This is a genomic window from Diaphorobacter sp. JS3050, assembly GCF_013154915.1.
GTDB lineage: Bacteria > Pseudomonadota > Gammaproteobacteria > Burkholderiales > Burkholderiaceae_C > Diaphorobacter > Diaphorobacter nitroreducens.
The window spans coordinates 1,096,643-1,117,472 of sequence record NZ_CP053553.1 but is presented as its reverse complement, the minus strand read 5'-3'; the positions used below and the strand labels follow the sequence as shown (position 1 = coordinate 1,117,472).

Annotated in this window: 19 protein-coding genes, 1 tRNA gene and 2 pseudogenes; 15 read left to right on the top strand and 7 right to left on the bottom strand. The window is 68.2% G+C overall.

The window, feature by feature from the left end; translation table 11 throughout:
• Positions 1 to 41: 41 nt before the first annotated feature.
• The 3 genes from mutY to mutM all read right to left on the bottom strand — a co-directional run bounded on the left by mutY (position 42) and on the right by mutM (position 4,003).
• Entirely contained in the window at positions 42 to 1,115 is a 1,074-nt protein-coding gene (gene mutY, locus HND92_RS05515; RefSeq protein WP_172206399.1) for an A/G-specific adenine glycosylase, read from the bottom strand.
• Positions 1,112 to 3,094, bottom strand: coding sequence for a dynamin family protein (locus HND92_RS05510; RefSeq protein ID WP_012655799.1), 1,983 nt, complete (start codon positions 3,092 to 3,094; stop codon positions 1,112 to 1,114). Before HND92_RS05510 ends, mutY begins: the two co-directional genes overlap by 4 nt.
• Positions 3,095 to 3,187: 93 nt before the next feature.
• Positions 3,188 to 4,003 (bottom strand): bifunctional DNA-formamidopyrimidine glycosylase/DNA-(apurinic or apyrimidinic site) lyase, encoded by an 816-nt coding sequence (gene mutM, locus HND92_RS05505; protein WP_135148465.1) that lies wholly within the window; start codon positions 4,001 to 4,003, stop codon positions 3,188 to 3,190.
• Positions 4,004 to 4,032: 29 nt separating this feature from the next.
• Between mutM and HND92_RS05500 the strand changes: the two genes are divergently transcribed.
• From HND92_RS05500 to pth, 7 genes and pseudogenes are all read left to right on the top strand, one after another.
• On the top strand, positions 4,033 to 5,832 hold the full coding sequence (locus HND92_RS05500; protein ID WP_172206397.1) for a tetratricopeptide repeat protein: 1,800 nt from the start codon (positions 4,033 to 4,035) through the stop codon (positions 5,830 to 5,832).
• On the top strand, positions 5,829 to 6,344 hold the full coding sequence (locus HND92_RS05495; protein WP_172206395.1) for a lipoprotein insertase outer membrane protein LolB: 516 nt from the start codon (positions 5,829 to 5,831) through the stop codon (positions 6,342 to 6,344). Before HND92_RS05500 ends, HND92_RS05495 begins: the two co-directional genes overlap by 4 nt.
• Before the next feature lie 9 nt (positions 6,345 to 6,353).
• The gene (gene ispE / locus HND92_RS05490; protein WP_172206393.1) at positions 6,354 to 7,205 is read left to right on the top strand and encodes a 4-(cytidine 5'-diphospho)-2-C-methyl-D-erythritol kinase; all 852 of its coding nucleotides are present in this window, start codon (positions 6,354 to 6,356) and stop codon (positions 7,203 to 7,205) included.
• A gap of 41 nt (positions 7,206 to 7,246) precedes the next feature.
• A tRNA-Gln gene (locus HND92_RS05485) sits at positions 7,247 to 7,323 on the top strand.
• A 47-nt stretch (positions 7,324 to 7,370) separates the two neighbouring features.
• Positions 7,371 to 8,336: a ribose-phosphate pyrophosphokinase gene (locus tag HND92_RS05480; protein WP_011804339.1), complete on the top strand. Its 966-nt coding sequence runs from the start codon at positions 7,371 to 7,373 to the stop codon at positions 8,334 to 8,336.
• 153 nt (positions 8,337 to 8,489) lie between these two features.
• Entirely contained in the window at positions 8,490 to 9,116 is a 627-nt protein-coding gene (locus HND92_RS05475; protein WP_011804338.1) for a 50S ribosomal protein L25/general stress protein Ctc, read from the top strand.
• Between the two features lie 133 nt (positions 9,117 to 9,249).
• Positions 9,250 to 9,884, top strand: a pseudogene (gene pth / locus HND92_RS05470) (aminoacyl-tRNA hydrolase).
• Positions 9,885 to 9,947: 63 nt separating this feature from the next.
• On the opposite strand, the gene HND92_RS05465 reads toward pth, so the two are convergent.
• Entirely contained in the window at positions 9,948 to 10,205 is a 258-nt protein-coding gene (locus HND92_RS05465; protein ID WP_012655793.1) for a YfhL family 4Fe-4S dicluster ferredoxin, read from the bottom strand.
• 174 nt (positions 10,206 to 10,379) lie between these two features.
• On the opposite strand from HND92_RS05465, the gene HND92_RS05460 reads away from it, so the two are divergent.
• The 6 genes from HND92_RS05460 (at position 10,380) to HND92_RS05435 (ending at position 17,165) form a co-directional block, all read left to right on the top strand.
• Entirely contained in the window at positions 10,380 to 11,342 is a 963-nt protein-coding gene (locus HND92_RS05460) for an ABC transporter permease (protein WP_172206391.1), read from the top strand.
• Positions 11,339 to 12,214 (top strand): ABC transporter permease, encoded by an 876-nt coding sequence (locus HND92_RS05455; RefSeq protein WP_011804334.1) that lies wholly within the window; start codon positions 11,339 to 11,341, stop codon positions 12,212 to 12,214. Before HND92_RS05460 ends, HND92_RS05455 begins: the two co-directional genes overlap by 4 nt.
• Complete coding sequence (locus HND92_RS05450; RefSeq protein WP_172206389.1) at positions 12,211 to 13,215, top strand: ABC transporter ATP-binding protein; 1,005 nt, start codon at positions 12,211 to 12,213, stop codon at positions 13,213 to 13,215. The genes HND92_RS05455 and HND92_RS05450 overlap by 4 nt, the downstream gene beginning before the upstream one ends.
• On the top strand, positions 13,212 to 14,069 hold the full coding sequence (locus HND92_RS05445) for an ATP-binding cassette domain-containing protein (protein ID WP_011804332.1): 858 nt from the start codon (positions 13,212 to 13,214) through the stop codon (positions 14,067 to 14,069). Before HND92_RS05450 ends, HND92_RS05445 begins: the two co-directional genes overlap by 4 nt.
• Positions 14,070 to 14,167: 98 nt before the next feature.
• Positions 14,168 to 15,658, top strand: coding sequence for an ABC transporter substrate-binding protein (locus HND92_RS05440; protein WP_172206387.1), 1,491 nt, complete (start codon positions 14,168 to 14,170; stop codon positions 15,656 to 15,658).
• Positions 15,659 to 15,761: 103 nt separating this feature from the next.
• Positions 15,762 to 17,165 (top strand): amidase, encoded by a 1,404-nt coding sequence (locus tag HND92_RS05435; RefSeq protein ID WP_172206385.1) that lies wholly within the window; start codon positions 15,762 to 15,764, stop codon positions 17,163 to 17,165.
• Between the two features lie 66 nt (positions 17,166 to 17,231).
• On the opposite strand, the gene HND92_RS05430 is transcribed toward HND92_RS05435, so the two are convergent.
• Positions 17,232 to 17,888: a LysE family translocator gene (locus HND92_RS05430; RefSeq protein ID WP_011804329.1), complete on the bottom strand. Its 657-nt coding sequence runs from the start codon at positions 17,886 to 17,888 to the stop codon at positions 17,232 to 17,234.
• Positions 17,889 to 18,017: 129 nt separating this feature from the next.
• Here HND92_RS05430 and HND92_RS05425 point away from each other — a divergent pair, with 129 nt between their 5' ends.
• Positions 18,018 to 18,629 (top strand): hypothetical protein, encoded by a 612-nt coding sequence (locus tag HND92_RS05425; protein WP_047349991.1) that lies wholly within the window; start codon positions 18,018 to 18,020, stop codon positions 18,627 to 18,629.
• 74 nt (positions 18,630 to 18,703) lie between these two features.
• The gene (locus HND92_RS05420; RefSeq protein ID WP_172206383.1) at positions 18,704 to 19,390 is read left to right on the top strand and encodes a hypothetical protein; all 687 of its coding nucleotides are present in this window, start codon (positions 18,704 to 18,706) and stop codon (positions 19,388 to 19,390) included.
• Here HND92_RS05420 and HND92_RS05415 read toward each other — a convergent pair.
• Both HND92_RS05415 and HND92_RS05410 read right to left on the bottom strand, forming a co-directional pair.
• Positions 19,380 to 20,198 (bottom strand): DUF429 domain-containing protein, encoded by an 819-nt coding sequence (locus tag HND92_RS05415; RefSeq protein WP_172206381.1) that lies wholly within the window; start codon positions 20,196 to 20,198, stop codon positions 19,380 to 19,382. The genes HND92_RS05420 and HND92_RS05415 overlap by 11 nt on opposite strands.
• Positions 20,199 to 20,471: 273 nt before the next feature.
• Positions 20,472 to 20,783: pseudogene (locus tag HND92_RS05410) on the bottom strand (EamA family transporter); the annotation flags it as partial.
• Between the last annotated feature and the right edge of the window lie 47 nt (positions 20,784 to 20,830).

Below are 20,830 nucleotides of genomic sequence, written 5' to 3'. Positions count from 1 at the left end.
TTTTCTACCGGAAGTCGCCTATCTACGGGCGCTGCCAGCTCTCATTTTTGACAGCCGTCCCCAAGGGAGGCGAGCAGCTTGCGCACGGGCGCGGGCAGCCCCAGCGCCGGCCATTGCGCCGGAGCGAACCACCCCGACTGCTGCTCAGCGCAATGCGCGTTCGGCTGCGGCGTTGCATCGCGCGCCAGCACCGGATGCAGGTGCAGGTCGCGGTGCGTCAGCACGTGGGTGAAGGCCGGCAGATCCCGCGCATCGCAGCTGGCGTGCAGCTGCAGCGCCTCGTCCAGCGCCGCGCGGCTGTCATAGACCGGCGGACAGTACAGCCCCGCCCAGATGCCGGTGGGCGGACGCCGCTCCAGCCACAGCCGGCCCGCACCATCCTGGCGCAGCAGCAGCCACCAGGCCTGCGCGCTGCGCTTGAGCTTGCGCGTGCGCACCGGGTAGTCCTGCGGGTTGCCGTCGCGGCGCGCCACGCAGGCCTCTTGCAAGGGGCACAGCAGGCAATTGGGGTTGCGGGGCAGGCAGATGCCGGCACCCAGGTCCATCAGGCCCTGCGTGTAGCGCGGCATGGCATGGGACAGGTCCTGCCGTGGCAGCAGCGCCTCGGCCTGCTGCCATAACGCGCGCTCGTTCTTCGCCTCGGCCAGGTCGGCGCCGAACCCCAGCACCCGCGTGAGCACGCGTCGCACGTTGGCATCCAGGATCGGCGCCCGTACGCCGAAGCAGAAAGCGGCTATCGCCCCTGCCGTGGAGCGGCCGATGCCCGGCAGGGCCGCCAGCTCATCCACCGTGCGGGGGAATTCCCCCCCGTGCTGGTGCACGACGATCTGCGCGCAGCGGTGCAGGTTGCGCGCGCGGCTGTAGTAACCCAGGCCGCTCCACAGCGCCAGTACCTCGTCCTGTGGCGCAGCAGCCAGTTCGCGCACGTCGGGAAAGCGCGCCAGAAAGCGCGTGTAGTACTCCAGCACCGTGGCCACCTGGGTCTGCTGCAGCATGATCTCCGACAGCCACACGCGGTATGCATCGCGCGTGTTCTGCCAAGGCAGGTGGTTGCGCCCATGCGCTTCCTGCCAGCGCACCACCTGGGCCGCCAGCTCTGCGGACGGACCGCTCATGACGCCGCGAGCGGCTGGGGTTCGGTAAGGGGTATGTCGATGTCCACGCCCTCAGGCGCTTGCGGCTGCCGCACGAGGTCGGAGGTCAGCTCCGTCAGCCGCTGCTCCAGTTCGGCGAGGTGCTGCTCGGCCTCTTCGATCTCGGCGATGCGGTCCACCAGCCCGTTGGCGGCCTGCTGGATGCGGTTCACCGCCTCGATACGCCGCGAGAAGCTGCGCTTGCGCTCACGCAGTTGCGCGTCCAACTGCGCCGTGGCCGTCTTGCTCCACAGCTCCAGCTCGTTGGCCGCGGACTCGAACACGGTGCGCAGGCGCAGGCCCATGGCCCGCAACAGGCGCTGCGCGAACTCTGGCTGCGCCAGGCGCAGCGTGTTGCCCATGCCCACGTATTGCAGGTGCCGCTGCTCGATGGCCACGATCTCCTGCACATAGTTACCCAATTGGGGCGCCGCAGGTACTTGCAACGAGAAGCCGAACTCCGTGTTGAGCTGGCGGAAGGTGCCGCCCAGCATGGCCTGGATCTCGATGCCCGTGGACTGCGCGGCCTCCATGATGGTGCGCACCTTGGCGAAGGTGTCGCCGTATACCTTGCGCACGCCCAGCTTGAGCCCTTTGGGCTGCAGCGCCTCGGTCAGCTCCACCAGTTGCGCCTTGAGCGAACGCGGCCCAAGCTGGTGGAACACCTCGCGCAGCATCTTCAGATGCACTGCTCGCACGGCCTGGATCTTGGCCGTGCTGGCTTCAAACTCCTGCTGCTCCTGCTCGATGCGCCCGCGCATGGCGTCGATCACCGAGGCATTCTTGCCGCGCAGGCTGCGCAACTCCAGCATCTGATCATCCAGATCGCGCCGGCGGATGTTGATCACCCGCCGCGTCTCGGACTGCAGGCTTGCCACGCCGCTGGCCACCGTGGCCCGCAGGATGGCCTGGCGCCGGCCCATGATGCCCTCGGCCAGCGCTTCCTCCAGCAGCGGCAGCCCACTGGACTCCAGCAGGATGTCGTCACAGTTGATCTTGGCCACCAGGCCCTTCTGGGCCGACACGGGCACGACATGGCTGAGCGGCACGCCCAGCAATTCGGCCGATGTCTGGCGCTGGCGCTCCAGCTGTGCTTGCACTTGCGACGGGGAACTGAGCGTGTCCCACAGCGTGTCGATCTTGTTGAGCACCACCAGCCGCGCATCGGTCGCGTCTTCAGCCGTGCCCAGGTGGTCGCGCCAGATGGTCAGGTCCGAGCGCGTCACGCCCGTGTCCGCGCCCAGGATGAACACCACGGCGTGGGCCTGCGGGATGAGGTTGATGGTGAGCTCGGGCTCCGCGCCCACGGCGTTCAGGCCCGGCGTATCCAGTATCACGAGCCCCTGCTTGAGCAGCGGATGCGGAATGTTGATGACCGCGTGCCGCCACATTGGCACCTCGACCATGCCCGCAGCGTCCAGCACGGGGTTCTCGTCGGCGGCCTCATCGCTCCAGAAACCCAGCGCACGCGCCTCATCCACGGACACGCGGCGCACTTCCGATACTTTTTCAAGCGCCTGGGCGAGTTGGGCCGGGTCGTCCATGTCCAGCGGCACCTTCACCCAGCGGTCTGCCTTCAGGCGCCACTCGGCCAGCCCCAGGGACTGCATGCGCGTGTCGATAGGCAGCAGGCGCAGGCTGGGGGCGGTGCCGTTTTCATAGCCCAGCTCGGTCGGACACATGGTGGTGCGCCCCGCACTGGCCGGCATGATGCGCCGGCCATAGCCGGCGAAGAAGATCGCATTGATGAGCTCGGACTTGCCGCGCGAAAACTCCGCCACAAAAGCGACAGTCACCTTGTCGCTGCGCACCTGCTCTTCCAGCCGCTGCAGACGCTCCTCCACAGCCGCGTCCATGAGGTCGTGCGAACCCATCCATTGCCCCAGGCGCTTGAGTTGCTGGGCGAAAGCACGCCTCCATGCGCCGTGCTGGTCAAACTGTTCGTTGAATGAAGGTCCCACTTTGCTCCCGGATATCAATGCAAGCGCCCGCGTGGGCGGGAGATGGCGCAATATAGCATCGCCATTGCGCCGGTCCGCCGCCACGCAGCCCGGTCAGGCGCGCTGGCAGTGCGGACAGAAATAGGTGCTGCGCTGCCCCTGGCGCAACAGACGCACGGGCGTGCCGCACTGGCGACACGGCAGGCCCGCGCGGCCATAGACATTGGCCTCCAATTGGAAATGCCCGGCGCTGCCGTCGGCGCTGGAGAAATCACGCAGCGTGCTGCCGCCCCGCTCCACCGCGCGCGCCAGCACCTCGCGGATTGCGCCGTGCAGGCGCCGGGCTCGCTGGGGTCCGATCGCGCAAGCGCGGGTGGTTGGCCGGATGCCTGCGAGGAACAGCACCTCGCAGGCATAGATATTGCCCACGCCCACGACCACCGTGCCCGCGAGCAGCAGTTGCTTGATGGGCGAGCGTTTGGCGCGCAGCCCCGCGTGGAAGGACTCGAAGGCGAAGTCCTCGCCCAGCGGCTCCAATCCCCACCCATCGAGCAGCTTGCGTGCACGGGGATCGGACTCACCCGCCGCCCAGACCACGGCGCCGAAGCGCCGCGGGTCGTGCAGCCGCAGCGTGCCCTGGTCCGTTATCAGTTCGAAATGGTCGTGGGCGCCGCGCGCGGGCAGATCGCGTGCAAAGCGCAAGCTGCCCGACATGCCCAGGTGAATGAGCAGCAGCCCTTCATCCAGATCCAGCAACAGGTATTTGCCGCGCCGGCGCACACCGCACACCCGCCGTCCGACCAATACTGCGGGCTCCGTGCCCAGCGGCCAGCGCAAGGGCTTGCCCACCGTAATGCCGCGGACAGTTGCGCCCTCGATCGCGCCCGCGAAGCTGCGCCTCGTGACTTCCACCTCCGGCAGCTCAGGCATCGCAATACTCGTCAAGAAGTTCAAGAGCCATGGATTATTATGGGCCGATGGTGCAATCTCTTCGTTTCAGGGCCGTCGCACTGGCATGTTGGGCTGCGGCGAGCATGCTGCCGGCCATGGCCCAGACGCCTGCCCAGTCCACCGTCCCCGCCCCCCCAGCCGAGCTGGAAGATACCGATGCGGCTGCCAGCGACGATGCAGCCGCCTTGAATGCCGAGCTGTTCTACGAATTGCTGCTGGGCGAGATGACCACCAGCCGGGGCGACCCCGGCACCGGTTATGCCCTGATGCTGGACGCTGCACGTCGCAGCGGCGACCCACAGTTGTACCGCCGCGCCACCGAGATCGCCCTGCAGTCGCGCTCGGGCGAATACGCCTTGATGGCCGCGCGAGCGTGGAAGGAGGCCCTGCCGCAGTCGCGCGATGCCAATCGCTACATGTTGCGCATCCTGGTCGCCCTCAATCGCATCGGCGATAGCGCCGACCCCTTGAAGCAGGAATTGAGCACCGCGCCGACGCGCGACAAGATATCCACCATCCGCGCGCTGCCTCAGCTCTACGGCCGTGCCAGCGACAAGGCACTGGCCGCGCAGGTGGTGCGCCAGGCCCTGCAGGCAGAACTGAACCACCCGGCCATCGGTCCCATTGCATGGACCACCGTGGGGCGCATGGACCTGGCAGCCAGCGACAAGGCGGGCGCCCTGGAGGCGGCGAGCCAGGCCCATGCACAAGACCCCGCCGACGATGGCGCCGCCATGCTGGCGCTCGAGTTGCTCGCAGAGGGCGTCACGCAGGCGGAGCCGCTGCTCGCGGGTTACCTGGCCGGCAAGCCCCTGCCCGAAGTCCGCATGGCCTACGCACGCCTGCTGCTGGAGTCTCAGCGCCTGGCCGACGCACAGTTCCAGCTGGATGCAGTCAATCGCGAACAGGCCGACATGCCCGAAGCCTGGTTGTTGCAGGCGTCGCTACACCTGCAAGGCGGACGGCTGGAGCAGGCGGAGGAAGCACTGCGGCGTTTTACCGGCTTGCTCGAAGACCTGCCCGCCACGCCCCAACGCAAGCGCGCGCTCACCCAGGCATATCTGATGCACGCGCAAGTAGCGGAGAAGCGTGGCGACTACGCCGGGGCCGAGGGTTGGCTTTCGCGCATTGAAGATGCCGCCGAACTGCTCACGGCTCAAAGCCGCCGCGCTGCACTGCTCGCACGCCAGGGCAAATTGGAAGAGGCGCGTGCATTGATCCGCGCCGTGCCCGCAAGCACCCCGGATCAGGAACGCCTCAAGTTGCAGGCCGAAGCCCAGTTGCTGCGCGAAGCAAAACAATATGCACAGGCCTACACGGTCCTCGGCAAGGCCGTAGCGCTGGCGCCCGCGGACAACGACCTCGCCTACGACCAAGCCATGCTGGCGGAAAAGGCGGGCCGCCTCGACGACATGGAACGCCTCTTGCGCGCCATCATCGCCCGCCAACCCGACTACCACCACGCACTCAATGCCCTGGGTTTTTCCCTCGCAGAGCGGGGCGTACGGCTGGAGGAAGCCAAGGCGCTCATCGTCAAAGCGCTGGAGTTTGCACCGAACGATCCGTTCATCACCGACAGTCTGGGCTGGGTGGAATTCCGCCTGGGCAACCGCCAGGAAGCGCTGACCATCCTGAAACGCGCCTACGAAACACAACCGGACGCAGAGATAGCGGCCCACATCGGGGAAGTTCTGTGGTCTCTGGGAGAACATGATCGCGCGCGTGACATCTGGCGCGAGGGCCTGCGTATCAACAAAGACAACGACACACTCAAGGGCACGCTCGACCGGCTGGGAGTGCGTCTGTGAGCCAACCGCAACTGGCGGCTGACCCCCGCCCTCTGCGCGGCCGGCTGGTGCTCGGGATCGTCGCAGCTGCAACCCTGGTCGCCTGCGCGCAGCCGCCACGCCCTGCGGATGCCAGCCCGGACCACTGGTCGGGCCGGCTGGCCGTTCAGGTGGAAGACGATGCAGGCCAATCCTTCAGTGCCGGTTTTGAATTGAAGGGCCACCCCTCTGCGGGAGAGCTCACTCTCATCAACCCGCTGGGCAACATCATCGCGCGTGTGGAATGGACTCCGCATCGCGCCGTGCTGGTCCAGGGGCAGGAGCGCAGGGAGGCTGCCTCGCTGCAGACCCTGGTACATGACCTGACCGGCAGCGACCTACCCATTTACGCGCTTTTCAGCTGGCTGAAGGGCGAAGCCCTCCAGGTCGCCGGCTGGCGCACCAACCTCGATGCCCTGCAGCAGGGGCGCTTGTCGGCCACGCGCGAGCAGCCGCTGCCTCGCACTACGCTGCGCATTGTCTTGAGCCTCTGACCGCTTTCCATGCAAGCCCTGTACGACGTGCCGGCGCCGGCCAAACTGAACCTGTTTCTGCATGTCACGGGTCGCAGGCCCGATGGCTATCACCTGCTGCAGTCGGTCTTCATGTTGATCGATTGGTGCGATGTTCTGCATTTCGAGGTGCGCGGCACTGGGACCGTCACACGTGAAGACCTTACCAGCGCCCTGCCTGCGGACGATCTGGTCGTGCGCGCCGCACGTGCGCTGCAAAAGGCCACCGGTTGCCCGCAAGGGGTACATATCGGCGTCTCTAAACACATCCCCGCACAAGCCGGCTTGGGTGGCGGATCTTCGGACGCGGCCAGCACACTGCTGGCGCTCAACCGCTTGTGGAAGTTGAAACTGTCTCGGCAGCAGTTGCACTCGATCGCCCTGACGCTGGGCGCCGATGTTCCGTTTTTTTTGTGCGGCGCAAGCGCCTGGGTCGAGGGAATTGGTGACATAATTCGCCCTCTTGAGTTGGAGCACCAACTTCCGCCTGCGGCTTTCGCGGTGGTCAAGCCCGAAGCGGGGCTGGATACGAGAATGATTTTTTCGCATCCCTCCCTTAAACGTGATTCGAGTTGTGCTACAATTTCAGGCTTTGCTGCAACACACTACCAATTTGGAAGCAATGACCTGCAGCCAGTCGCACAGGCCTTGTGCCCCGAGATCACGCAAGCCATCAATTGGCTTGAATCAAAAGGGTTGCAAGGACGCATGACAGGCTCTGGAAGTGCGGTGTTTGCACAAATCACACACGCTGTCGACCTGCACGATGCACCCGCTGCATGGCATGTCAAAGTGTGTGAAAATCTAAAGTCTCATCCGCTAGCGGATTGGGTTTTTGGATGAAAAGATACTGGGTGAGCTGACGCAAGACAGCTGACCTGCGTAGGGGAGTCGCCAAGTTGGTTAAGGCACCGGATTTTGATTCCGGCATGCGAGGGTTCGAGTCCTTCCTCCCCTGCCAAAGATTATTTCCCACACGGGATTTAAATTCAGACGGCTGAGTCGCTCATGCAAACCAATCCCCCCGACTTCGTGGTTTTCACGGGCAATGCCAACCCTGGATTGGCTGCCGAGATCGCTCAAAATCTTGGCACCACTCTCGGCGCCATTGATGTGGGCCGGTTCTCCGACGGCGAAGTCACCGTCGAAATCAAGCAAAACGTCCGCGCCCGCGATGTATTCGTGGTGCAGTCGACCTGCGCGCCGACGAACGAGAACCTGATGGAACTGCTGATCATGGTCGACGCGCTCAAGCGCGCTTCGGCCGAACGCATCAGCGCCGTGATTCCCTACTTTGGTTACGCTCGCCAGGACCGCCGTCCGCGTTCCACACGCGTTCCGATCTCCGCCAAGGTGGTGGCTAACATGCTGCAGGCAGTGGGCGTCGCCCGCGTGCTGACCATGGACCTGCATGCCGATCAGATCCAAGGTTTCTTCGACATTCCGGTGGACAACATCTACGCGTCGCCGGTGCTGCTGGGTGACCTGAACCAGAAGAAGTACGAGAACCTGATCGTGGTGAGCCCGGACGTGGGCGGCGTGGTGCGTGCACGCGCCCTGGCCAAGCAGCTCGGCACCGATCTGGCCATCATCGACAAGCGCCGCCCCAAGGCGAACGTGTCGGAAGTCATGCACGTGATCGGCGACATCGAAGGCCGCAACTGCGTGATCATGGACGACATGATCGACACCGCCGGCACGCTGGTGAAGGCCGCCGAAGTGCTCAAGGAACGCGGCGCCAAGAACGTTTACGCCTATTGCACGCATCCCATTTTCTCGGGCCCGGCCATCGAGCGCATCGCGCAAGGCACGGCCCTCGATGAAGTGGTGGTGACCAACACGATCCCCCTGAGCGATGCCGCCAAGGGGTGTTCCAAGATTCGCCAGCTCTCCGTGGCGCCGCTGATCGCCGAAACGATCCAGCGCATTGCCAAGGGTGAGTCGGTGATGAGCCTGTTCTCCGACCAGGCTTGATGATCGCTCCGCCGCTGGCGGAGGTGTCACAGCCCCAAGCCTCCTTCGGGAGGCTTGCTTGTTCGGAGACAGCGCGGGCCCATGCCATGGTGGCGTGCGGTCTTTATCAACAGGGCCAGGCTGGTCGCGGCCGGCCCCTTCAGGAGTTCAAACATGCAATTCGTCGCTTTTGAGCGCGCCAAGCAAGGTACGGGTGCGAGCCGCCGTCTGCGCATTTCGGGCAAGGCCCCCGGCATCGTCTATGGCGGCTCCGCCGAGCCCCAGCTGATCGAGATCGATCACAACGCCCTGTGGCACGCCCTCAAGAAGGAAGCGTTCCACTCCAGCATCCTGGACATGGAGCTGAACGGCCAAGTCACCAAGGTGCTGCTGCGTGACGTGCAGTACCACCCCTTCAAGCAGCAAGTGCTGCACGTGGACTTCCAACGCGTGGACGAGAAGACCCGCGTGCACCTGAAGGTGCCGCTGCACTTCGAAGGCGTCGAAGGCTCGCAGGCCGTAAAGGTGGAAGGTTGCACGGTGACCCCGCTGATCCATGAACTGGACGTGATGTGCATGCCCGCGCAACTGCCCGAGTTCATCAAGGTGGACCTGAGCGGCCTGACCTCCAAGTCCACCATGGGCCTGCAGTCCGTGAAGCTGCCCCATGGCGTGAAGGCCGTGGTGCGTGGTTCCAACAAGAACCCCGCCCTGGTGTCGATCAAGCTGCCCGAAGTGGTGGCCGACGCGACCGCAGCCGCAGCACCCGCAGCCGCACCCGCCAAGAAGGGCAAGAAGTAAGCACTTCTGCCGGGCCGTCGCCCTCAGGGGCGGCCTCTTGCGTCTCAACGGCCCACCTCGCGTGGGCCGTTGGCGTTTTGTGGCCCCTGCAAGCGCACGTCGCGCCGCTTCAGGCGCGCCGGATAATCGCAACATGATCAAACTGTTTGTGGGCCTGGGCAACCCCGGCCCGGAGTACGAGGCCACACGCCACAACGCGGGTTCTGGTGGATCGACGCGCTGGCGCGCGAACTCAAGGTCACCCTGGTCCCCGAGCGCAGCTACCACGGCCTGGTCGCGCGCGCCAGCGTTGCCGGCCACAGCGTCTGGCTGCTGCAGCCGCAGACCTTCATGAACCTCTCAGGCAAGTCGGTGGCGGCCCTTGCGCGCTTCTTCAAGATCCCGCCGGAGGAAATCCTCGTCGCACACGACGAATTGGACATTCCGCCCGGACAGGCCAAGCTCAAGCGCGGCGGCAGCCACGCAGGCCACAACGGGCTGCGTGACATCCACGCGCAACTGGGCACCAGCGACTACTGGCGGCTGCGCATCGGCATCGGCCACCCCGGCGTAAAGGCGGAGGTGGTGAACTGGGTGCTCAAGAAGCCCGCGCCCGACCAGCGCACGCTGATCGAGGACAGCATCCTGCATTCGCTCAAGGCCTACCCCGCCCTGCTGGCCGGCGACATGGACAAGGCCACGCTTCTCGTGCACACCACCAAGCCGCCCCGCCCAAAGCCCACACGCCCCGCCCAGGCGCAGGCCGCACCACAAGCGGGCCCAGATTAACTATTATTTTGATAGCTGGTAGCGCTTACCAGATAAGCGCTAGCGGCCCAAAAGCCTCCACATTCAAGCCACTTTCGGTGGCTTCAGGCGCTGGAACTTCTGCCACAGCGTCTCGCGGCTTTCCTGGTGGGCCGGGTTGACCGGAATGCAGGCCACGGGACAGATGGCCACGCACTGGGGCTCATCGAAATGGCCCACGCATTCGGTGCACTTGGAGGGTTCGATCTCGTAATGCTCCTGGCCCAGGAAGATGGCCTCGTTGGGGCATTCGGGCTCGCACACGTCGCAGTTGATGCACTCGTCCGTGATCATCAACGCCATGGCGCAACTCCCTTGCGGCACATGGCGCAATGCGGTGACAGGCGGGCGGTGAACAGCATCCTGCAATTATCCGCCCACCCCTGTGCCCCCGTGGGGATGGCCGCCATGCGCCCGCGGTTTTTGTCCTATGCTCGGCCACCACCGCCCCGGCCGCGCGCCGCGGCCTTCCCTCCCATGGCACTGTTCTTCCTCCAACGCCTCACCACTTTGATCGCCACGCTGCTGGGCGCGTCGGCCGTGGTGTTCGTGGTGCTGGAGGTCCTGCCGGGCAACGCGGCCGAAGTGCTGCTGGGGCCTGACGCCGCACCCGAGGCCGTGGCCGAGCTCGCCGCCCGGCTGGGCCTGGACCAACCCGCGCTCGTGCGTTATGGGCAGTGGCTGGGTGGACTGCTCACGGGCCAGTTAGGGGACAGCCATGCCTACAGCGCGCCCGTGGCCGACCTGATCGGCGAGCGCCTGGCGCTGACCATTCCGCTGGCCCTGCTGGCCATGCTGCTGACCACCGCGTTGGCGCTGGCCGCTGGCGTGTATGCGGCATCGCGCCACAACCGCCTGGGCGACTGGGGAGTGATGGGGCTGGCGCAACTGGGCATCGCCATTCCCAACTTCTGGTTCGCCATCCTGCTGATCCTGCTGTTTTCGGTACAGCTGCAATGGTTCTCGGCCGGGGGCTTTCCCGGCTGGAGCGCCGAAGCCGGCGGCGGCGTGCTGCCCGCGCTGCAGGCCCTGCTGCTGCCCGCCGTGGCCCTGGCCGTGGTGCAGGCCGCCATCCTGGCGCGCATCACGCGCTCCGCCGTGCTGGACGTGCTGCGCGAAGACTTCGTGCGCACGGCGCGCGCCAAGGGGCTTTCGCAACGCGCGGCGCTGTGGGGCCATGTGCTGCGCAACGCCATGATCCCCGTGGTGACGGTGATGGGCCTGCAGTTCGCCAACCTGCTGGCCGGCACCATCGTGGTGGAGAACGTGTTCTACCTGCCCGGGCTGGGCCGGCTGATCTTCCAGTCCATCGCCAACCGCGACCTGGTGGTGGTGCGCAACTGCGTGATGCTGCTGGCGGCCATGGTGGTGGTGGTGAACTTCGTGGTGGACCTGCTGTACGCGGCCATCGACCCGCGCGTAAAGGCCCGCGGCCTATGAGCGCGCTGCCGACCTTCCCCGCGCCCAGCCCCCACACGCCGGCGTTCTGGCGCCGCGCGCTGCGCCACCCCAGCTGCGCGATCGGTGCCGTACTCACGCTGGCGCTGGTGCTCTCCGCCCTGCTCTCCTTCGTCTGGACGCCATGGCCGCCTTATGAGATGGCGATGGATGCCGCCCTGCAGCCCCCCGGCGCGCAGCACTGGCTGGGCACCGACGCCTACGGGCGCGACGTGGCCTCGCAACTGCTCGTGGGCGCGCGCGCGTCCATCGCGGTGGGCGTGATCGCCGTGGGCATCGGCCTGGCGCTGGGCGCCGCGCTCGGGCTGCTGGCAGCGGCGCGCGGCGGCTGGGTGGAGGAAGCCGTCATGCGCCTGGCGGACTTCACCTTCGCGTTCCCCGCGCTGCTGCTGGCCATCATGCTCACGGCCGTGTTCGGCCCCGGCATGGTGAACGCCATCATCGCCATCGGCATCTTCTACATACCGACCTTTGCCCGCGTCACGCGCGCATCGGCCAAGGCGGTGTGGGCGCGTGAATACATCCTGGCGGCGCGCGCCTGCGGCAAAGGCCCATGGCGCATCACCTTCGAGCATGTGCTGCCCAACATCGCTTCCGTGCTCATCGTGCAGGCCACGATCCAGTTCGCGCTGGCGATCCTCGCCGAGGCCGCGCTTTCGTACCTGGGCCTGGGCACGCAGCCCCCGCAACCGTCGTGGGGACGCATGCTGGCCGAGGCCCAGACCCTCATGTTCCAGGCGCCGCTGCTGGCCGTGTGGCCGGGCGTGGCGATTGCGCTGGCGGTGCTGGGCCTGAACCTGCTGGGCGACGGGCTGCGCGATCTGCTGGACCCCCGACTGTCCCGCCAGCGATGACACCAGCGCACGCACCTCCCTCCCCTGCGCCATTGCTGGACGTGCAGCAACTGGCCATCACGCTGCGCACGCCGCTCGGCCCGGTGCGCGCCGTGCATGACGTGGACTTCGCCCTGCAGCCGGGCGCCACGCTGGGGCTGATCGGCGAATCGGGCTGCGGCAAGTCCCTTACCGCGCTCGCACTCATGGGCCTGCTGCCTGAAGGCGCGCGCGTGCAGGGCCGCATCCGCCTGGACGGGCAGGAACTGCTGCCGATGACCGAGCCCCAGTGGTGCCGGCTGCGCGGCGACCGCATCGGCATGGTGTTCCAGGAACCCATGACCGCGCTCAACCCCGTGCACACCATCGGGCGGCAGGTGGCCGAGCCGCTGCGCCTGCACCACGGCCTGTCCGCCCGGCAGGCGCACGCCGAGGCCGTTGCGTTGCTGGAACGTGTGGGCATCGCGCAGGCCGCGCAGCGGCTGGACGCCTACCCGCACCAGTTCTCGGGCGGGCAGCGCCAGCGCATCACCATCGCCATGGCGCTGGCCTGCGGGCCGCAGCTCCTGATTGCCGACGAGCCCACCACGGCTCTGGACGTGACGCTGCAACGCCAGATCCTGGAGTTGATCCAGGGTCTGGTGGCCGAGCGCGGCATGGCGCTGATCCTCATCTCGCACGACCTGGGCGTGATCGCGCAGAACGTGCAGCGCACGCTGGTGATGTATGGCGGCACGGTGGTCGAGGCCGGCCCCACGCGCGAAGTCTTCCGCACGCAGGCCCATCCCTACACCCGCGGCCTGTTCGCCGCACGCCCGCAGTGGGGCTCCGCACGCGTGCCCGGTGCACGCCTGCCCACGATCGCTGGCACCGTGCCCGACCTGGCCGATCTGCCGCCGGGTTGCCCGTTCGCCGGACGCTGCCCGCTCACCGTGCCCGACTGCCACGCCGCCCTGCCGCCCGCCACGGCGCTGGGCCCGGGCCACATGGCGCGCTGCATACGGCTGGGGGAGAGCGCGTGAACACTATCAATTCAATAGCTGCCAGCGCTTTCCCTACAAGCGCTACAGGCCATTTCGACCCAAATGCACCCCTTTTGCGCGTACGCGGCCTGCAGCGGGACTATCCGCTGCCCCGCACACGGCCGTGGGGGCCGCGCGCGCAGGTGCAGGCGCTGCGGGGTGTGGACCTGGACATCACCACCGGCCGCAGCCTGGGCGTGGTGGGTGAATCGGGCTCGGGCAAGTCCACGCTGGCGCGCCTGGTGATGGCGCTGGACACGCCCAGCGCCGGCAGCGTGCACCTGCTGGGGCGCGACCTGCACCGGTTGCCCGCGCATGCGCTGCGCGCCGCACGGCGCGACTTCCAGATGGTGTTCCAGGACCCCTACGGCTCGCTGGACCCGCGCCAGACGGTGGAGCGCATCGTCACCGAGCCGCTGCAGGTCCTGGGCCGTACCACACGCGCCGAACTGCGCGAGCAGGCTGCAGCCGTGCTGCAACAGGTGGGCCTGCGCGCGGGCGATGCGCACAAGTACCCGCACGAATTCTCGGGTGGCCAGCGCCAGCGCATCGCCATCGCGCGCGCGCTCATCACGCGGCCGCGCCTCATCGTGGCCGACGAGCCCGTGAGCGCGCTGGACGTGTCCGTGCAGGCCCAGGTGCTGAACCTGCTGCAGGACCTGCAGGAGCGCCTGGGCGTCACCTACCTGCTCATCAGCCACGACCTGGCCGTGGTGCAGCACCTGTGCGACGAGGTGCTGGTGCTGCACGAGGGGCGCGTGGTGGAGCGCGGTGCGCCGCACACGCTGTTCAGCACGCCGCAACACCCCTACACGCAGGCGCTGGTGGCCGCGGTGCCGCGCATCGCGCTCTAGCCGCACGGCGCCAGCGCGCCACGCCCGGCCGCGCCCTGTAGTAAAAAGCAGAGCACAGCCCGCCGCACGCATTCCACCCGTCCAAGGAGATCCCGCCCATGTTCACCCGCCGCACCGCCCTCGCCTCCGGCGCCCTGGCCACCGCCGCGCTGGCCACGCCGCTGCACGCGCTGGCGCAGGGCAAGAAGGACGCCGTGACCCTGGCCCTGGCCCTGGAGCCGCCGGGGCTGGACCCCACGGCCGGCGCGGCGTCCTCGATTGCCGAGGTCACGCTCTACAACATCTACGAGACGCTCACCAAGATCAACCCGGACGGCAGCGTCTCGCCGCTGCTGGCCGAGAGCTGGGAGGTCTCGCCCGACCTCAAGACCTACACCTTCCGCCTGCGCAAGGGCGTCACGTTTCACAACGGCGAGCCGCTCAATGCCGCGGCCGTGAAGTTCTCCTTCGACCGCGCGGGCGGCGACAAGAGCACCAACAAGGACAAGCGCAGCTTTGCCAACCTGAGCACGCAGGCGGTGGACGAGTACACCGTGGTGGTGCTCAACAAGGACATCGACCCCGACCTGCTGTTCGTGCTGGGCCAGGCCACGGCCATCATCGTGGAACCCAAGAGCGCCGCCACCAACGCCACCAAGCCCGTGGGCACGGGGCCCTACAAGCTCGCCGGCTGGAGCCGCGGCACCTCCATCACGCTGGCCGCATGGCCGGGGTGGCGCCAGCCGTCCAGCATCCGCATCCGCCGCGCCACGTTCCGCTTCATTCCCGATGCGGCGGCGCAGGTGGCCGCGCTGCTGGCGGGCGACGTGGACGCCTTCCCGCGCGTCACGCCGCGCAGCATGGCGCAGTTCAAGAACAACCCGCGCTTTCAGGTGGTGGTGAGCGGCTCGCGCGCCAAGACCATCCTCGCGATCAACAACGCGCGCAAGCCCTTGAACGACGTGCGCGTGCGCCGCGCCATCGCCGCCGCGATCGACCGCAAGGCCATCATCCAGGGCGCGGCCGATGGCCTGGGCGTGCCCATCGGCAGCCACTACGTGCCCGGCGCCTTCGGCTACGTGGACACCACGGGCATCAATCCGCATGACGTGGAGAAGGCCAAGCGCCTGCTGGCCGAGGCCGGCGTGAAGACACCCCTCACCCTCACCATGACGCTGCCGCCGGCGCCCTACGCACGCCAGGGCGGCGAGCTGATTGCCTCACAGCTCGCCAAGGTGGGCATCGTTGCCAAGCTGCAGAACGTAGAGTGGGCCCAATGGCTCAGCGGCACCTACGGCAACAAGAACTACGACCTGACGCTGATCTCGCACGTGGAGCCTTTCGACCTGGGCAATTTCGCCAAGCCGGACTACTACTGGGGCTACCACTCGGAAAAATTCGACCAGCTGTACGAGCAGATCAAGACCGCCACCCGCCCGGCCGACCGCGCCCGCCTTCTGGGCGACGCGCAGCGCCTGCTGGCCGAGGACGCGGTGCACGCCTTCCTGTACCAGCCGCAATGGGTCACCGTGGCCCACAAGCAATTGCGCGGTCTGTGGAAGGACATGCCGGTGTTCGTCAACGACCTGTCGGCATTGCACTGGGCATAAGGAGCTGGCGCGTGGTAGCGCCAGCCCCCTCGGCACGGCCACTTCCGCCCGGGTGGAACAGCCGTTCTCTCCACACCGCCTCCGCGATGACACAAGGATCGCCATGACGCAATTGCACGAGCTGTCCGCCAGCGAACTGCTCGCCGGCTACCGCAGCCGCCAGATCTCTCCGGTGGACGCGTTGCTCGACGTGCTCGCCCACGTCGCGCGGTGGGAGCCCCACCTGCAGGCCACTTACCTGCTGCGCCCCGAGGCTGCGCTGGCCCAGGCCCGCCAGAGCGAGGCCCGCTGGCTGCGCGGCGCCCCCTGCGGCCCGCTGGACGGCGTGCCGGTCACCCTCAAGGACAACATCGCCACGCAGGGCGATCCCACACCGCTGGGCACCGCGGCGCTCCCCCTGGTGCCCGCCGCAGCCGACGCACCGCCTGCGGCCCGTCTGCGCGAGGCAGGCGCGGTGCTGCTGGCCAAGACCACCATGCCCGACTACGGCATGCTGTCCTCGGGGCTGTCGAGCTTCCATGCGCTGGCGCGCAACCCCTGGGACCTGTCCAAGGGCCCGGGCGGCTCCAGCGCCGGTGCGGGCGCGGCGGCGGCGGCGGGCTACGGGCCGCTGCACGTGGGCACGGACATCGGCGGCTCGCTGCGCCTGCCGGCCAGCTGGTGCGGCATCTTCACGCTCAAGCCCAGCCTGGGCCGCATTCCCATCGATCCGCCCTACACCGGCCGCGCGGCCGGCCCCATGACGCGCGGCGTGGAGGACGCCGCGCTGATGATGCAGGTGCTGTCGCAGCCCGACGCGCGCGACAGCATGAGCCTGCCAGCACAGCCCATCGACTGGCTGCGGCTCGCGCCCGGCACGCAGCGCCTGCGCGGCCTGCGCCTGGGGCTGCTGCTGGACGCGGGCTGCGGCCTGGCTACCGATCCCGAGGTGCGCGCCGCCGTGCAGGCCGCCGCGCAGCGCCTGGCCGACGCGGGCGCCATCGTCGAGCCCATGGAGCCGTTCCTCACGCGCGCCATGCTGGACGGCATGGACCACTTCTGGCGCATGCGCTCGCACATGGACATGCGCACGCTCACCGTCGAGCAGCGGGGCAAGGTGCTGCCCTACATCCGCGCCTGGGCGGATAGCGCCGCCACGCTCAGCGCGGCCCAGGTGTACGAGGCCAGCCAGCAGTTCCACGCCACGCGCGTAGCCACGGTGCGCGCCTGCGCGGGGTACGACTACGTGCTTTCGCCCGTGGCGCCCATCACCGCCTTCGCGGCCGAGCTGCCCTCGCCCACCGACGACCCGCTGCGGCCGCTGGAGCACATTGCCTTCACCGTGCCGTTCAACATGTCGGAGCAGCCGGCAGCGTCGGTCAACTGCGGCTACAGCGCCAGCGGCTTGCCCATCGGGCTGCAGATTGCCGGACAGCGCTTTGACGACCTGGGCGTACTGCAACTGGCCCACGCCTTCGAGCAGTTGCGCGGCGCGCAGCGGCCCTGGCCCGCGCCGCCTGCGCCTTGAAGGCACAAGCCAAAATGACCTCCAGCGCTTGATAGACAAGCGCTAGCAGCTATAAAAAGTGAAGTATCAGCGCTCGGCTGTGGCCAGCCGCACGGCCAGGCCCAGGAACACCAGGCCCGCCACGCGGTTGAGCATGCGCTGCGCGCGCGCCGAGCGCTGCAGCAGCGCGCCGAACGCCCCGCTGAAGCATGCGATGGCCCCGAACACCAGGAACGTGGCCAGCATGAACACCACCCCCAGCACCAGGATCTGCCGCGCCATGCCGCCGCGCGCGGGGTCGGCAAACTGCGGCAGGAAGGCCAGGAAGAAGATCAGCACCTTGGGGTTGGTCAGGTTCATCACCACACCGCGCCCCACCATGCGCAGTGCACCACCGGGCACGCGGGCGCCCGGCGCCATCGCCGCGCCCGTGGCGGGCGCCTCCTCGGGCACGCTGGCCGGCGCCCGCAACGCCCCCCAGGCCAGATAGGCCAAATAGGCGGCGCCGCAGAACTTGAGCACCGTGAACGCCACGGCCGACGCGGCAAACACGGCCGCCAGTCCCAGCGCCACGGCCGTGGTGTGCCCCACCAGCCCCAGGCACAGCCCCAGCACCACGCACATGCCCGCGCGCCAGCCGCGCTGGGCCGACTGCAGCAGCACGAAGAGGTTGTCGGGCCCTGGCGTAAGCGCCAGCAGCACGGAAACACCAAAGAACGCGACAAGGGTTTCGATCGAGGGCATGGGACGGTCTGAGGGTGGGACAGAGAACCGCCGGAGCGGCGGCGCACCATTCTGCACCGCGCACACGGCCGCCGCGTCCGCAGGCACGACAATCGACGGTTTCGCCCGCTTTTCACGGACTTGTCTGCCATGGACCTTTTATTCGTGGTGGCCCTCGCGGCCACCGGCGCCTACATGCTCAACACCCAGCAGCAGCGCCGGCGCATCGTGCTGCTGGCGCAGCATCTGCAGCCCTACCAGATCGAACGGCTCATGGAGACACTGACCCAGGGCTACCTGCGCGCCATGGGCGAGCAGGACCCCGAGCGCCGCCAGCAGGTGCTGAACCTGCTGGCCAGCAGTGAGGCACAGTTGAGCGAACAGTTTGAACGCTTTGCCGCCGACTTCCGCCGCGTGCCCGCACCGCTGGCGCGCGCGAGCCGCCTGGCGCTGGGCCTGCCGTTTGCCACGCAGTTGCTGCCCGCCGCCACCTTCGACATGCGCGAGGCCATTGACGTGCACGCGCGCGGCATCGCCCGCGTGGCGCGCAACGACGCCGGCCTGTCGCCGCGCGACAAGGCCTTCACCATGACGGCCGAGCTGCTGCTGATGCAGCACACCTGCCACTGGTTCTGCAAGTCCAAGACCGTGGCATCGGCCCGCACGCTGGCGCGCCACCAGACGCCGCACGCCCAGCTGGTGGCTGCGGTTTCGCCGGAAACGCGCGCCGCCTACCTCGCCCTGACCGGCCCAGTGCGCTGAAGCGCGGCGGCGCGGCAACTCGCGCCCCCGTCCTACCCTGCCGGCGCCGGCGCCCGGTTCCAATCAGCCAGCCCATGAATACCCTCCCCACCGACAACGATCCCGTCCAGGCCTGGATGGCGCTGGGCGTGCAAAGCGCCATCCTTGCGCGCACCATGCCCGCCGTGCGGCACGACCTGGCGGGGCCGCTGTCGGCCATGCGCATGGCGGCCACCGTACTCAAGCGCCGGCTCGGTACGGGCGAGTTGCCGCCCGCACAGGCAGTGGAGCGGGTGGAGCAGTTCGAAGGCCACCTGACCCGCCTGGCCGACAGTGCCAAGCGCCTGCGCCATTGGGACCTGCCCGCGCAGGACAGCGCTCAGCCCCTGGCGGCCGTGGCCGCCCAGGCGGTTCAGCTGGCCCGGCCAATGCTGGCCATGCGCGGCTCCGACCTGCAAGCGCCCGGCCCGTTGCCCGAAACGCCCGTCGCAGCACACACCACCCTGTGCCTGCTGCTGGGCGCCCTCTATCACCTGGCGGAAACGGGCTCCCCGCCTCCCGCACGCATCACGCTGCAGGCCGTGCAAGGCCGCAGCGGCCTGCGGGTGCAGGCGGACGGACAGGCGGACGCCGGCCTGGCGGCATTCGCGTCCCAGCCAGTCCCGCCCCTGGATGCCGCTGCGCTGCTCTGCCTGGCACGGCATGGCGGCGCGCATGTGCAATGCGGCGCAGGCTGGGTGGAGCTGGACGCGGCACCTGCACGACCAGACGTTACGCCGTGACGATCCAGCCCTCCAGCGGGTCCATGTCGGGCGGCAGGCCGTAGCGCAGGTCGCCCTGCTGCCGGCAGCGCCATGCCCATGCGGCCTGCAGCAGGCACAGCACCGCATCCAGGCGGTCGCCGCTGCCGTCGTCCAGCAGTGCCGCGCGCTGCGCGGCATCCACTGTCAGGCGCAGGCCCAGGCGGGTGTCGCCGCACTCCAGGCGGCGCAGCAGCTCCGTGCGCGCCGCGTGCCGGTCGGCCGTCTGGCGCGCACGCGCGTCGCTCTTGTAGCTGCGCCGCCCGATCAGCTCGCGCGCCAGCAGGCCGGGGTAGGCCTCCAGCGCCACGCGCCGCGGGTCCCCGGCATGCAGGCCAGGCAGGTGCACGCCGGCCTCCAGCAGCAGCGGCACGCCCGCATGCAGCATGTAAGCCACGGGTGGGTTCACCCATTTCATCGACGGGCTGGAGCCCGCGGGACGGTCCGTGGCGCGGTGGGCCAGCTTGGCGCCGGCAGGGCGCGCGGCGCAGAACGCGGCAAAGGTTTCACGCACTTGCGCGCGCGTGAGGCCGCGGTAGTGCGCGATGCTGCTCGCCCATTCGAGCGGCCAGCCGAGTCCGGTGAGGAGTTCGCGGGGCAGGCCGAAGGGCAGATCGAAGCCGCCCACCCACGCGCGCGGCGCGGCCAGCCATCGGCCGAAGGCGGCGAGCGTATCCAGCGGCTGCAGGTCTTGCAGCACCACGCTGCCGCCCTGCAGCGCGCCCAGCGCCAGCACGATGGGCTTGCGCCGGCTGGGACTGCTGGAAAAATCGCACCCTACCAGCAGCATTGCAGCCAGAGCCTGTTCACACTGTTTTTGCCAGTGCGAAGGGCGTGAAAACCGCGCCAATCTAGGCGCGTGACGACGCCAAGGCCGGGGCCTTGGCTAGGAGGGCAAGGACGCGTGGCGCGGTTCTCACTCCGGTCCCTTCGGGTTGCGATCAAAACGGGACATTCGCGGCGTTGCCAAGCCGCGCTGGGGTCACACCCCAGCTTCGTTTGGCGCCTTGCGCCTGGCCCCTTTTGATCGCAACGCATCTGGCAAAAACAGTGTGAACAGTCCCTAGCCCAGCGCCAGCGCCACCACGCCGGCGGCAATCAGCAGCGCCCCCGCCAGGCGCGCGGCGCGGTCGCCCTCGTCCAGCAGGTGCCCGCCGATGAGCGCCGCGAACAGCATGGAGACCTCGCGCGCCGGCGCCACGTGGGCCATGGGCGCCTCCTGCATGGCAAACAGCACCAGCACGTAGGCGATCGGGCTCACCACGGCCACCAGCAGCGCAAAGCGCCACTGCCCGGCCCACAGGCGCGCCGTCTCGGCGCGGTTGCGCAGGGCCACGGGGGCGAGCACTGCCACGCGCACGAAGTTGCCCATGTAGGGCCTGTTCACACTATTTTTGCCAGTGCGAATGGCGTGAAAACCGC